The 12,071-nt window shown below is 61.3% G+C and carries 14 protein-coding genes; 4 read left to right on the top strand and 10 right to left on the bottom strand.

Annotated features, from left to right (window positions below):
• Positions 1–102: 102 nt before the first annotated feature.
• Positions 103–1,326: an MFS transporter gene (locus tag ACZ9IU_RS07265; RefSeq protein ID WP_038541512.1), complete on the bottom strand. Its 1,224-nt coding sequence runs from the start codon at positions 1,324–1,326 to the stop codon at positions 103–105.
• A 158-nt stretch (positions 1,327–1,484) separates the two neighbouring features.
• Between ACZ9IU_RS07265 and ACZ9IU_RS07260 the strand changes: the two genes are divergently transcribed.
• On the top strand, positions 1,485–2,102 hold the full coding sequence (locus ACZ9IU_RS07260; protein WP_038548983.1) for a TetR/AcrR family transcriptional regulator: 618 nt from the start codon (positions 1,485–1,487) through the stop codon (positions 2,100–2,102).
• 69 nt (positions 2,103–2,171) lie between these two features.
• Here ACZ9IU_RS07260 and ACZ9IU_RS07255 read toward each other — a convergent pair whose 3' ends face one another.
• Together ACZ9IU_RS07255 and ACZ9IU_RS07250 are read right to left on the bottom strand one after the other, a co-directional pair.
• Positions 2,172–3,380 carry a helix-turn-helix domain-containing protein gene (locus ACZ9IU_RS07255; protein WP_038541509.1) on the bottom strand — a complete coding sequence of 403 codons (1,209 nt, stop codon included), beginning with the start codon at positions 3,378–3,380 and terminating at the stop codon, positions 2,172–2,174.
• A gap of 14 nt (positions 3,381–3,394) precedes the next feature.
• Positions 3,395–4,117: a hypothetical protein gene (locus ACZ9IU_RS07250; RefSeq protein WP_038541506.1), complete on the bottom strand. Its 723-nt coding sequence runs from the start codon at positions 4,115–4,117 to the stop codon at positions 3,395–3,397.
• A 339-nt stretch (positions 4,118–4,456) separates the two neighbouring features.
• Between ACZ9IU_RS07250 and ACZ9IU_RS07245 the strand changes: the two genes are divergently transcribed.
• Both ACZ9IU_RS07245 and ACZ9IU_RS07240 read left to right on the top strand, forming a co-directional pair.
• On the top strand, positions 4,457–5,356 hold the full coding sequence (locus ACZ9IU_RS07245) for a DMT family transporter (protein ID WP_038548981.1): 900 nt from the start codon (positions 4,457–4,459) through the stop codon (positions 5,354–5,356).
• 103 nt (positions 5,357–5,459) lie between these two features.
• Positions 5,460–6,719 carry an MFS transporter gene (locus ACZ9IU_RS07240; protein WP_038541503.1) on the top strand — a complete coding sequence of 420 codons (1,260 nt, stop codon included), beginning with the start codon at positions 5,460–5,462 and terminating at the stop codon, positions 6,717–6,719.
• A gap of 19 nt (positions 6,720–6,738) precedes the next feature.
• Here the strand turns inward: ACZ9IU_RS07240 and ACZ9IU_RS07235 are convergent, their stop codons facing one another.
• Together ACZ9IU_RS07235 and recO are read right to left on the bottom strand one after the other, a co-directional pair.
• A complete protein-coding gene (locus ACZ9IU_RS07235; protein WP_038541500.1) occupies positions 6,739–7,113 on the bottom strand; it encodes a GFA family protein in 375 nt (124 codons plus the stop codon).
• A 28-nt stretch (positions 7,114–7,141) separates the two neighbouring features.
• Positions 7,142–7,894: a DNA repair protein RecO gene (recO, locus tag ACZ9IU_RS07230; RefSeq protein ID WP_038541497.1), complete on the bottom strand. Its 753-nt coding sequence runs from the start codon at positions 7,892–7,894 to the stop codon at positions 7,142–7,144.
• 187 nt (positions 7,895–8,081) lie between these two features.
• On the opposite strand from recO, the gene ACZ9IU_RS07225 reads away from it, so the two are divergent.
• Positions 8,082–8,471, top strand: a complete 390-nt coding sequence (locus ACZ9IU_RS07225) for a hypothetical protein (RefSeq protein WP_051899676.1) — start codon at positions 8,082–8,084, stop codon at positions 8,469–8,471.
• A gap of 10 nt (positions 8,472–8,481) precedes the next feature.
• On the opposite strand, the gene ACZ9IU_RS07220 is transcribed toward ACZ9IU_RS07225, so the two are convergent.
• The 5 genes from ACZ9IU_RS07220 to acpS all read right to left on the bottom strand — a co-directional run bounded on the left by ACZ9IU_RS07220 (position 8,482) and on the right by acpS (position 12,064).
• Positions 8,482–8,979 (bottom strand): PAS domain-containing protein, encoded by a 498-nt coding sequence (locus ACZ9IU_RS07220; protein ID WP_038541494.1) that lies wholly within the window; start codon positions 8,977–8,979, stop codon positions 8,482–8,484.
• Between the two features lie 167 nt (positions 8,980–9,146).
• Entirely contained in the window at positions 9,147–10,103 is a 957-nt protein-coding gene (gene era, locus ACZ9IU_RS07215; RefSeq protein ID WP_038541491.1) for a GTPase Era, read from the bottom strand.
• Positions 10,104–10,113: 10 nt separating this feature from the next.
• Positions 10,114–10,833 (bottom strand): ribonuclease III, encoded by a 720-nt coding sequence (rnc, locus tag ACZ9IU_RS07210; protein WP_038541489.1) that lies wholly within the window; start codon positions 10,831–10,833, stop codon positions 10,114–10,116.
• Positions 10,830–11,579 carry a signal peptidase I gene (gene lepB / locus ACZ9IU_RS07205; RefSeq protein ID WP_038541486.1) on the bottom strand — a complete coding sequence of 250 codons (750 nt, stop codon included), beginning with the start codon at positions 11,577–11,579 and terminating at the stop codon, positions 10,830–10,832. The genes rnc and lepB overlap by 4 nt, the downstream gene beginning before the upstream one ends.
• A gap of 83 nt (positions 11,580–11,662) precedes the next feature.
• The gene (gene acpS, locus ACZ9IU_RS07200; RefSeq protein WP_038541482.1) at positions 11,663–12,064 is read right to left on the bottom strand and encodes a holo-ACP synthase; all 402 of its coding nucleotides are present in this window, start codon (positions 12,062–12,064) and stop codon (positions 11,663–11,665) included.
• Positions 12,065–12,071 lie beyond the last annotated feature (7 nt).

The following is a 12,071-nucleotide window of genomic DNA, read 5'->3' as shown; positions in this document are numbered from 1 at the left end:
AGGACGGGTCGAGACCCGTGGCTCGACCCCGTTGGTCGCCGAGCGCAGCGGAGGCGGGGTGAGGGGCCGCTCCCTGCGGAAAATCATCAAAGAGATCACAGATCACTCAGCAGGATTGAGCGCCCCTGCCCCCGGCACCGCCTGCCGATCCGGCCGGCTCAGCAATCCATAACCGGCGAGCATCGTGGTGAGCGCCAGCGCGCCGCCGGCGACCGCGACCCAGAAGCCGTTGGAGGCGCCGTAGGCGTCGATCGTCCAGCCGGCAAGCGACGAGCCGGTGGCAAAGCCGATGCTCATGCCGGTCATGGCATAGGTGATGCCTTCGGTGACCTGCGACGAGGGAACGATGCGTTCGATCAGGGTCATGGCGCTGATAAAGGTCGGCGAGATCGCAGCGCCGGCAAGGAAGATCACCGCTGTCAGCCCCCAGAGGCTGCCGACGAAGGGCATGGGCAGCGTGGTGACGGCGGCAACGAGGCTTGCGAGGAGCAGCCGGCGGGCCAGCGACGACTTGAACTTGATGGCGCCGAAGACGATGCCGACCACGAAGGAGCCGGCAGCATAGGCCGACAGGATATAGCTGGCGGCGCCCTTGTTTCCCATCGCTTCCGAGAAGGCGACGACCGAGACTTCCGCCGTCCCGAAAATGACGCCCATGCCGGCGCAAAGTACCACCAGGAACCACATGGCAGGCAGCCGCATGACCGAACCGCCGCCTTTCATCCGCTGCGGGTCGACCTTCGGTTCGGTCGATTTCTGAACCACAAACAGTGTCGTGCCGACGGCGAGGAAAGCGGCTGAAGCGAGCACGCCGGCTTCCGGGAAGAGCGCGACGCTGAGGCCGATGCCGAAGACCGGGCCGCAAATATAAACGAGCTCGTCGATGACAGATTCGAAGGCGAAGGCGGTGTGCAGTTCAGGCCGCTCGCGATAGATCTCCGACCAGCGGGCGCGCACCAGCGCCATCATGCTCGGCATCAGCCCGGCGACGAGGGCGAAGGCAAACAGCGTCCAGATCGGCCAGCGCATCCAGGCGGCGGCCGCAAGACCGATCAGCGCGAAAAAGGTGACGAACGTCGTCGGCACCAGCACGGCCGACTGCCCTTTCGCATCCACCCAGCGCGACACTTGCGGGGAGATGAAGGCGTTGGCGAGCGCAAACGTGGCCGAGACCGCGCCGGCCAGCCAATATTCGCCATGCGTCTGGGATAGCATGGCAACCAGGCCGATCGTCGTCATCGGCAGCGGCAGCCGCGCCACGAAAGCGGCGGCGGAAAAACCTTTCGTACCCGGCCTTGCGAATATTTCGCGATAGGGATTGGGCATAACCTGCTCCTTGGGTTATTTTGAATGAGGACTTACATACGCCGCGTATGTGAGGTAAATAACCGCATACGTTTCGTATGTCAATTCACATACGGCACGTATGCGAATAATTCGGAGTCCGCATGGCTGAGAAGATGGCAGACAAGATCGTCACCGATATGGCTCCCGGCACGGCCCCTAGGAGCGCCGCCAGGCCGCGCAAGGAAATGATCGCCGAAACGAAGGCCAAGCTGATCGCCGCCGCACGGCACGCCTTTGCGCGCCAGGGTTATGCCGAGGCCTCGATGGACGATTTCACCGCCGGCGCCGGGCTGACGCGCGGGGCCCTCTACCACCATTTCGGCGACAAGAAGGGCCTGCTGATGGCGGTCGTCATGCAGATCGACGCGGAAATATCAAACCGTCTCTGCGAGATCTCGAGCCGGGCCGACAATACCTGGCGCGGCTTCGTCGACGAATGCGTCGCCTATATCGAAATGTCGCTGGAGCCCGAAATCCAACGGATCATGCTGCTCGACGGCCCGGCGGTGCTCGGCGATCCGTCGCAATGGCCAAGCCAGAGCGCCTGCATCCGCACCACCACCGCAAGCATCCAGAAACTGATCGACGAAGGCACGATCCGTCCCGTCGACGCCGAAGCCACCGCCCGCCTCGTCAACGGCGCGACCTTGAGCGCCGCGCTATGGATCGCCAGCGCGGAGGACCCGGAGGCGGTGTCGAAGAAGGCGGTGGAGGCGTTTCTGACGCTGGTTTCGGGGTTGTTGGTGGAGAGGTGAGTGATTCGGGTGCAGCGCTTTGGAGCGTGTCGCGAGACGGTGAGATAGATCCCTCGGATTGCGAAGTAGTCACTTCCCGTCACGTCGATTGGGGAACTGAAATACCTTACTGGTTTGCTCACGGTCTTCTGAGCGCCTTGGCCGAGCTTCGGGTTTCAGGCTGACAACACGAGCTGTCTCCATGGTCAGCCAGCCAGATGGCAGATTGGCTAAACTTTCCACATCATGGGGAAAGAGGGGTAAGTCCAAGCAGAGCGTTTCCTTGGTGACTTGGCCCGCGTCAATCAACGCTTTGAACACATCAGCCAAAGTCGAAGGCTGCTGAAGAAGCCAAACATCATCATATGGCTCGCCTCCAGATTGATATCCTTTAGCGCTGTATGCCTTATAAAGCCTCGTTGATAGGCCCCGGTCGATTATATTGAGCCTCTGAAGCCGCATGATTTGAGCCTTGATCGACACTCGCCAGCGCAATTTGAGCCTTTCAAGCTCCCACATAGTGATGCTGTCGATCTCAACACCGAACTGGCTTGCGGGCAGGAGAAAAGCAGATGCGAAACGATGGGCTTGATCCTCAATCAGTCTGAAGTTTTCCTCAAACTCAACTTCAGACACAGCGCGATGAAGCACGAGATGTGCTAGTTCATGAGCGGCATCGAATTGTCTGCGCGCAAAAGACTGCTTGTCGCTGGCAAGAAGGACGTAGGGTCTCCCGTCCCTGCCCCAACGGCTGAGGCCGTCTAGCTGCGTTGTTTCCATCGGTTCGCTGCCCACGACAACGCCGTTGTTTTCCAGCAGTACTACCATATCTGGGATGGGCCTTAGGCCTAGCCCCCACTGCTCTCGAAGTTCGCCAGCCAATGCCTCAATGTCATCATCTCTCAACGTCTTGAAGCTACGAGCGCCCAGCAAATCGGGGACACTCACCTCTGGAAGAAATGCGTAGTGCTCTGCAACGGCTGCAACATCCTCAAGCCAAACAATGCGAATTTGCTGAACAAGCCGCTCGCCACGAAGAGCACCTGCAAAGGACCGGAAAAACGCAGGGCCCGCTTGTCCCTCCCGCTCGGTGAGAAAATAGTCTTCGGGAACAGCAAGCACAGCTGAGAGTTCCGCGAGTGCGGCGGGCTCCGGAGAGGTCTCGCCCTCCTCCCATCGAATAACCGTACTGGCCGCTCTCTGCATGAGATCAGCCAATGCCTTGCGAGAGGTAATTCCCCTCGCCTGCCGCGCTTCTGCAAGCTTTGCGCCCAGAAAGCCTTGAACCCCACTACGCACTTTTCATTTCCAATTCACTTTTCGTCTGCATCTGCTTTCTCCGTCTTGCCTTTTTTGAAGGTCCCAGAGACGGTACGAAGTTTCGGCGGACGTTTCCCCATGGGAGCTGCGGAAGACGTGGCTCCATAGCCAGCAAGAAAGTCCTCGATTCCGGCCTGATACAGAAACACTTCGCCACGGCTATCCGCGATGCTAACGGTCATCGAAGCGATTTTGCCGAGAATGGCAGGATCACGCCTCACCATAATCAGCACAAATCGTTGCCGATCATTGAACATTTCCAGGCCATGAAACAAATCCGGAGCAAGGCCCCGGTTTTGATGGCAGAGCGCCCTACGGGTTGCATTTTTGACGGGGGTGTCTTCCAACTCCCGATGAGATGCAAAGCCGATCAATGTGTCTCCAAAAAGGCCGGTGGTGAGGTGAATAGGAGCTGCTTTCATCTCATCCGGGTTCAATTCAACTAGAACAGACTTGATAGCTTGCCCGCCATGCCGGAGGAGCGCCTGCTCAAACACTTCATCAAGCAACTGATGCCGCACCAGTCCAACAGCTTTGCTCTCACGCACACGCGACAGCGGCACCCCATTCGTGACAGCCTTATGCGAGTGACGAACCGCCGCGTCCGCCTGCTCTGCTGCCAATGGAAACTGCGCCTTGACGTCTACAAAAAGATCGCGAGGGATAGCCCGCCGGATCGCATGTTCGAACTCGAATTTACGCTCATCGGTGATCATAGAGGCTTCCTCGCTGCCCTAGTGCCAATTTTGCATTATGCGGATTTAGCACACAAAGTTTTGCACTTTGCAAGAGCTGAGGTTCGATTTCCACATACTATGGGGATACCTATCATTGGCCAAAGATGTTTCCGATGCGTAAGTCCGCTTTTGGCCCATCTTCTGCGCCTCCATTTGATGAAGGGTGGACGCGTCCCACTCCCCCGCCACACGCATGGCAGCTATTCGCAAAAGCAGGTTGTCCGGCCCCTTGCCGAACGGTCACAACGGGGTCATCACCATATGCTGCTCATGCGCCGGCCGGGTTTTCGGGCGGTTTCCCCGAAAGAGACTGCCTTCATGACCCCTCGGTCCACCGGCCTCATCTGCGCCATCGCGGCGGTGACGATCTTTTCGCTGCAGGACGGGATTTCCAAACATCTGGGCAGCGCCTATCCGCCGATCTTCATCACCATGATCCGCTATTGGGCATTCGCGGCCTTTGCGTTTGCGCTGGCGAGCCGGTCGTCGGGCGGCGTGAAGGTTGCGGCGAAAGCCGGCCGGCCCTGGCTGCAGATTGCCCGCGGCGCGCTTCTGGCGGTGCAGATCGTCATCTCGATCTTCTCCTTTTCGCATGTCGGGCTGGCAGCCAGCCACACGATGTTTGCGGCGACGCCGCTGGTGGTCGCTTGTCTTTCGGTGCCGTTTCTCGGCGAAAAGGTCGGCTGGCGGCGGTGGACGGCGATCGGGGTCGGCTTTATCGGCATCCTTCTGATCGTCAACCCGCTCAACGCCACGTTCGACGCCAGGATCGTCATTCCGATGGTCGCGACGCTGATGTTCGGGCTCTATTCCGTCATGACCCGGCTTGCCAGCCGCACCGACACGTCCGAAACGGCGTTTTTCTATACCGGCGTCGTCGGCGCGGTGACGATCACCTTTGTCGGTCCGTTCTACTGGACCCAGGTCACGCCTGCCGACTGGCTGTGGATGGTGGTGCTCTGCATCACCGGCATGAGCGGGCATTACCTTCTCATCCGCGCCTTCAACCTGCTCGATGCGGTGGTCGTGCAGCCGATGACCTATATCCAGTCGGTGCTGGTCTGCCTGATCGGCGTCTTCGTGTTCGGCGAGGTGATGACCGCCAACATGATCCTCGGCGTCGCAATCGTCATCGGCGCCGGCATTTTTACCATCTGGCGCGAGGCCCGGCTCGGGCGCATGAGCCCACCGGCGATCGATCCGCCGGGCACGCCGTAAGGGGCGTACCATCAATCCCGGTGATGGATTGATTGAGCAAAAGTTGTTTTAACACCGCAAGCGCACGCGGTATGTTTTGCCCCTTGAGTTCGAGGAGGTCCGCATGCCCACGTCCGCATCGCCATCCGTGCGCCCCTCGGGGCAGAGGCCGGCTTCCATGCCCTGGCTGATCATCGTCGCCGGTGCCCTGATCGCCATGCTGACCTTCGGCCCGCGCTCGGCCATGGGTTTCTTCCAGCTGCCGATGCTCCACGATACCGGCTGGGACCGCTCCACCTTCGCGCTCGCCATGGCGATCCAGAACCTTGCCTGGGGGCTCGGCCAGCCATTGTTCGGGGCGCTTGCCGACAAATACGGCACCGGGCGGGTGCTGACCCTTTCCGGCCTGCTCTACGCCTGCGGCCTGATCCTGATGTCGACTGCCCATTCGGTCCCGGTGCTCTATCTCAGCGGCGGCGTGATGGTCGGGCTTGCGGTCGGTGCCGGCTCGTTCGGCACCATCCTGTCGGCCTTTGCCCGCAACGTGACGCCCGAACAGCGCTCGGTCGCCTTCGGCATCGGCACGGCTGCGGGTTCGGCCGGCATGTTCCTGTTTGCGCCATTGAGCCAGGCGCTGATCAGCACCTACGGCTGGTCGGACAGCCTCGTCTACATCGCCTTGCTGATGCTGCTGGTGCCGGTGCTCGCCTATCCCTTGCGCGGCAATTCCAGCTCCGGCACCCAGTCGCAGTCCGAGGTCAAGCAGACCGTCGGAGAGGCGCTGCGCGAAGCCTTCGGCCACCAGAGCTATCTTCTCCTGACCTCCGGCTTTTTCGTCTGCGGTTTCCAGGTGGCCTTCATCACCGCGCATTTCCCGGCCTATCTCGGCGATATTGGCATCGCGCCCGCTTACGCGGTGATCGCCATGGCGCTGATCGGCTTCTTCAACATCATCGGCTCGTTCGGCGCGGGCATGATCGGCCAGCGTTATTCAAAACCCTATTTCCTCGCCTATATCTATATTGCCCGGTCGATCGCGGTCACCGCCTTCCTCATTCTGCCGCAGACGCCCGTCTCGGTGATCGTGTTTGCGATCGTCATGGGGCTTTTGTGGCTTTCCACCGTGCCACCGACCAACGGGCTCGTCGCCATCATGTTCGGCACGCGCCATCTCGGGCTCTTGGGCGGCATCGTTTTCCTGTCGCACCAGGTCGGCTCGTTCCTCGGCGTGTGGATGGGCGGTTATCTCTACGACCGGTTCGGCTCGTACGATCCGGTCTGGTGGCTGGGCGTGGCACTCGGCATCTTTGCGGCCGTCGTGCATTGGCCGATCCAGGAAAAGCCGGTCGACCGCGGCTTGTTGCGGCCTCAGCCGGCGGAGTAATGCGGCTTCTTGCAGACGGTCACTCGAGCGCCGGCACCCAAGGATGCCGGTGCTGGTCGTAGACGGCCTGCGAGGGTGCCGGGAAGCCCGGATCGGCGAACGAGCCAACACCGACCGCGATCATATCCGGCCTGCGCTGCGGCTCCCAGAACACCGTCGATCCGCAATCCGGACAGAAATGCAGGTTGACCGCAAAGCCGCTGTCCCCCAGGCGGGCATAGGCGGCGCTTCCCCCCTCGATGCGCACCTGGGCGCGGTCGAAGAAGGCGCCGATGCCATAGGTGCTGCCGGTCCGTTTCTGGCATTCGAGGCAATGGCAGAGCGAGACCTTGACCGGCTCTCCTTTACAGATGGCCCGCAATTTGCCGCAGGCGCAGGTGGCTATCCGCTCCATGGGTTCCTCCTTCAGCTGGATTTCTCGTTCAACCGGCCTGGCGTTCCGTATCCTTCGAAAGCGCCTTCAGCGCCGCCTGGACGAAACCGTCACGGGCGGCGTTTTCCGTCAGGCCGCGGGGTTCGTAGACGTGGCGGTGCAGGAAATAGCCGGTGAGCCGGAACGCCTCCGCCATGCTGTCGCGATCGGCGGCCGAAGCGGCGCCTTCGCTCAAGAACCCCGGCAGTGCCAGCATCCGGTCGGCATAGGGCATGCCCGCCTCGCGGGAAACGGCGCGGCCGGTTTTCGGCGAGACGTAGACGAGGTCTTTCCGCCCGCCGGTCGCGGCGCATTCGGTGAGGTCGAGGCCGAAACCGAGGTCGTTCAGTACAGCGAGCTCGAAACGCACGAAAAGCTCACCGGCATCGGAGGGGTCGTCGAAGGCATCGAGGATGATGTCCAGCGCTTCGAAGAGATGCGGATGCGGATCGCGCTCCGGCAGCAGGCGCAGCAGCGCGCCCATCGCCTGGACGCCGTAGACCGCGGTCGCCGTTTCCATCAGCTTGGCAGCGCGCAGGCGGATCGGCTCCAGCTTGAACTCGCCGAGATGTTCGTCGAGCCGCGCGCGCCAGACCGCTTCCACCCGATTTCCGGCCTGCAGCACCGGCTGCATCGCCCGCGAGCGGCCGGAGCGGACGAGGCCGAGATGCCGGCCGCGGTCACGGGTCATCAGCTCGGCGATGACGCTCGTCTCGCCGTGGCGCTTGACGCCTATGATGATCGCTTCGTCCTGCCACTGCATGTATCTGTTCAAGATCCTTCCGAGCCGATTCAACAATAGAGCATAAGTCCTTCGGACTGAATCGGTTTCTGCTTTCCCCGGTCTGCAGCAAAGATGCAGGTGTCCATGGGCTTGCCTGGAACAAATCGGCCTCCATTTGGATTCCTGTGCGAAATTCGCACGTCAAATACGACCCTTGGGAGTCTCCATGAAACACGCCCTTTTTGCCGCCCTCCTGGCCGCCTCGCCTGTCGCCCTTGTCGCTCCCTCGCCCGCTGCGGCGCAATCGCCGCAGCTCGAACAGGCCTGCATCTCGGTCGCCAAGAATTTCCTGCTGGTGCCCTCGCTGAAGACGGGTATCGTCCAGTCCTTTCCGGAACTGGACCCGCCGGGCGCGCGGCTGACCTATTCCACCCGCGAGGAGCCCAAGCCGACCGATTTCAGCAACGAGATCGAATGCGAGTTCGACAAGGGGCAGCCGCCCTTCCGCTTGCAGCGCTTCTGCATTTCCGACACCTGCTACGGCCCCAACGAACAGGACCAGGACCGTCGCCGCCGTTACCTGGAGGTCAGGGCGCTGATGGACCGGCAGAAGTGAGGCGGGGAACCTATTTGCCGAGCACGTTGAGCGCCGACGTGAGATAGCGCGCGGCGAGCATCTGGCGGCGTTTGGTGGCAAGCCAGAGAGCGGCGCGGCAATGGTGCTCCAGCGGATCGGTCGCCGCAGCCACCGTGGGCTGGATCATCACGGTGCCTGAATAGATATACGGGACACCCTCGGCATCGCGCAGACACCGACCGTTCGCTGCGACGTCGATCCGGCGCCCGTCCGGATGGGTGACGCGGTAGTTTTCCTGGTATGCGAACCCTGTGACGATCGCATCGTGGATCGCCTTTGCGACCCGCTGCCTATCGCCCTCGTTGATGTAGCGGATGACCCTCTCGATCGGGGCGCCGGCAGCCAGTTCCTGATCCGAAACGCCGAATATGGAGGCAATCACCTGATCGCCATACACCTTGTTTTCCGGCACGATCCAACTGTAGAAGCCGACGGAATTCGGATCATCCGAGCCCGTGCCTTCATCTGCTGATCCGCCATCCGACATTCATGACTCTCCGCGCCATTTTGCCGATAAATTGGATCTTCGGCTCAACGTTAGCAAGTCATTATAATGATGGATAAAAATCGCTAACGAGATACTCCGTCCGTGGGTATCGCTCGCGGCGGTTGACGCCGCCACGTGGCGGCGCTGGCGGATGTGGCAGCGTTGGTTCAGGACTTCGGGAATTCCAGGCCCATCTCGCGAAAACGCTCGGGATCGTCGCCCCAGTTCTCGCGGACCTTGACGAACAGGAAGAGGTGGACCGGCTGTTCGAGGATTTCGGAGAGTTCCTTGCGGGACGCGGTGGAGATTGCCTTGATGGCGTCGCCGTTCTTGCCGAGCGCGATCTTCTTCTGGCTGTCGCGCTCCACGTAGATCACCTGTTCGATGCGCACCGAACCGTCCTTGCGCTCCTCCCATTTCTCCGTCTCGACATGGCTGGCGTAAGGGAGTTCCTGGTGGAGGCGCAGGAAGAGCTTTTCTCGGGTGATCTCGGCGGCCAGCTGGCGCATCGGCAGGTCGGAGATCTGGTCTTCAGGGTAATACCAAGGGCCTTCCGGCAAGGTTTTGGCAAGGTAGTCCATCAGGTCGTCGCAGCCGGAGCCGGTCGTTGCCGAGACCATGAAGGTGCGCTCGAATGGCACGGCTTCGTTGGCGGCGGCGGCGAGCTTCAGCAGGTCCTCGTGGCGGACGCGGTCGATCTTGTTCAAGACCAGAATCTTCGGCTGATGGACTTCCTTCAAACCTTCGAGGATCGCCTCGGCGTCGCCGCGGATGCCGCGTTCGCTGTCGATCAGGAGCAGGATCAGGTCGGCATCCTTGGCCCCGCCCCAGGCCGAGGTCACCATGGCGCGGTCGAGCCTACGGCGCGGCTTGAAGATGCCGGGCGTGTCCATGAAGACGATCTGGGCGTTGTCGTGGATGGCGATGCCGCGCACGATGGCGCGCGTCGTCTGCACCTTGTGGCTGACGATCGAGACCTTCGCGCCGACGAGCCGGTTGAGAAGCGTCGATTTGCCGGCATTGGTGGGGCCGATCAGCGCCACGAAGCCGGAATGGGTCGGGCCACCAGCCTGGGTTTGGCCGGCTTCGTTCTCTTCACCGGGAATGTTGTCGTTTTCGGTCATAGTGTCCAATTCATTGTTCGGCAGCGGGTTTCTGCCACACGCCTTCGCGCTCGAGCATCTTTGTCGCGGCCACCTGTTCGGCGGCGCGCTTGGAACGGTCCACGCCGGTTTCCGGCGCCACGCCGGTTACCTCGACGGTTACCGTGAAACGGGGATCATGATCCGGTCCGGAGCGTTCGTCGACCCTGTAGGCGGGCGTCAGGCCGAATTTCGCATGCGCCCATTCCTGCAGCTCCGTCTTGGCATCGCGCCGCGCGCCGTCGGCGCGGGTGGCGCGGGCTTCCCAATACCTGATGATGAAGCCGCGGGCAGCTTCCAGCCCGCCATCCAGATAGAGCGCGGCGATCAGGCTTTCGACCACGTCGGCGCGCACGTTCATCATCCGCTTGCCGGTCAGCTTCTTCACATCGGCGCCGGTGCGGATGAACCGGTGCAGTTCCAGTTCGTCGGCAACAACGGCGCAGCTATCGGCGCTGACAAGCTGGTTCAGACGCACCGAAAGCTCGCCCTCGGCGGCAGTGCGGAACGTCTTGAACAGCAGTTCGGCGACGCAGAGGCCGAGCACCCGGTCGCCCAGGAATTCCAGCCGCTCGTAATTGGCACTCTTGGCGGACCCGGTGCTCGCATGGGTGAGCGCCCGGTCCAGCCATTGCTTGTCGGCGAATTCATGACCGATGGCTTTTTCAAGCTGGCCGCGTTCCTCCGCCGAAAGCGTCTTTGACTTCATCACCGGACGACCTTGAAAATCCGATCCCAACGCATGTTCGTCGGCCACTTCCAGATTTCGCGGAACGAGGTGTCGTTGCCGAGCGAGAAGAAGATGACGCTTGCACGGCCGACCAGATTTTCGGCGGGCACGTAACCAACGTCGAAACGGCTATCGAGCGAGTTGTCGCGGTTGTCGCCCATGAAGAAATAATGATCCGCCGGAACCACGAATTCCTGGGTGTTGTCGCCGCGCGAAACCGGCGAATGGTCGAGCGTGTCATAGGTGACACCGTTGTCGAGCGTTTCGCGGAAAACCGGCACGTCGGTGCCCGGATCGAGGCTGTAATCGGAGGTAAAGGCGCCGTCGCCCTGTTTGGGGACCGGCTTGCCGTTGACGAACAGCACGCCGTTGGTGACCTGGACGCGGTCGCCCGGCAGGCCGATCAGGCGCTTGATATAGTCGACATCCGGATGGCTCGGCAGGCGGAAAACGATGACGTCGCCACGCTTCGGCTGGTTGAATTCCAGGATACGGCCGGAGAACAGGTCAGGCGAGAACGGCAGCGAATATTTCGAATAACCGTAGGCGAACTTGTTGACGAAGATATAGTCGCCGACGAGCAGGGTCGGCATCATCGAGCCGGACGGGATGGTGAAAGGCTGGAAGAGTACGGTGCGGATCACCATCGCCAGCAGCAGAGCCTGGATGATGACCTTGATGTTTTCCCAGAGGCTGTTCTGCGACTTCGTCTCGGCTTTGTCGGACACGTTTGACGTCTTTCTGTTCGGCGCGGCTGTTGCCAGCGGTTTTGCGTTCTCTAAACCCTTCGCAAAGCGGCGGCAATGGTCGATTAGGCCGCGAGGCGGGCTTCGATCACCACAAAGGCTTGCGCATAAGGGTATTCGTCGGTGATCGTGATGTGAATAACCGCTTCGTAACCCGCCGGCATCATGCTCGCGAGACGTTCGGCGGCGCCATTGGTGAGCACCATGGTCGGCCGTCCGCCGGGCAGGTTGACGACGCCCATGTCCTTCCAGAACACGCCGTGGGCAATGCCGGTGCCGAGCGCCTTGGAGCAGGCTTCCTTGGCCGCGAAACGTTTGGCATAGGAGGCGGCGCGGTTCTGGCGGCGATCGGATTTCGCCCGCTCGATCTCGGTGAAACAGCGATGGGTGAAACGCTCGCCAAACCTCTCGATGGATTTTTCCACGCGTCTTATATCGATGAGGTCACTGCCCATGCCGATGATCATGAAATCT

It is taken from the genome of Mesorhizobium sp. USDA 4132 (assembly GCF_056279545.1).
This window is presented reverse-complemented; position numbering and strand designations above follow the sequence as displayed.

What these genes read in the sequence shown, in the direction of transcription:
- ACZ9IU_RS07265 (WP_038541512.1), bottom strand. Translation starts at nt 1,326, where the DNA reads ATGCCCAATCCCTATCGCGAAATATTCGCAAGGCCGGGTACGAAAGGT.
- ACZ9IU_RS07260 (WP_038548983.1), top strand. Translation starts at nt 1,485, where the DNA reads ATGGCTCCCGGCACGGCCCCTAGGAGCGCCGCCAGGCCGCGCAAGGAA.
- ACZ9IU_RS07250 (WP_038541506.1), bottom strand. Translation starts at nt 4,117, where the DNA reads ATGATCACCGATGAGCGTAAATTCGAGTTCGAACATGCGATCCGGCGG.
- ACZ9IU_RS07245 (WP_038548981.1), top strand. Translation starts at nt 4,457, where the DNA reads ATGACCCCTCGGTCCACCGGCCTCATCTGCGCCATCGCGGCGGTGACG.
- ACZ9IU_RS07240 (WP_038541503.1), top strand. Translation starts at nt 5,460, where the DNA reads ATGCCCACGTCCGCATCGCCATCCGTGCGCCCCTCGGGGCAGAGGCCG.
- ACZ9IU_RS07235 (WP_038541500.1), bottom strand. Translation starts at nt 7,113, where the DNA reads ATGGAGCGGATAGCCACCTGCGCCTGCGGCAAATTGCGGGCCATCTGT.
- recO (WP_038541497.1), bottom strand. Translation starts at nt 7,894, where the DNA reads ATGCAGTGGCAGGACGAAGCGATCATCATAGGCGTCAAGCGCCACGGC.
- ACZ9IU_RS07225 (WP_051899676.1), top strand. Translation starts at nt 8,082, where the DNA reads ATGAAACACGCCCTTTTTGCCGCCCTCCTGGCCGCCTCGCCTGTCGCC.
- ACZ9IU_RS07220 (WP_038541494.1), bottom strand. Translation starts at nt 8,979, where the DNA reads ATGTCGGATGGCGGATCAGCAGATGAAGGCACGGGCTCGGATGATCCG.
- era (WP_038541491.1), bottom strand. Translation starts at nt 10,103, where the DNA reads ATGACCGAAAACGACAACATTCCCGGTGAAGAGAACGAAGCCGGCCAA.
- acpS (WP_038541482.1), bottom strand. Translation starts at nt 12,064, where the DNA reads ATGATCATCGGCATGGGCAGTGACCTCATCGATATAAGACGCGTGGAA.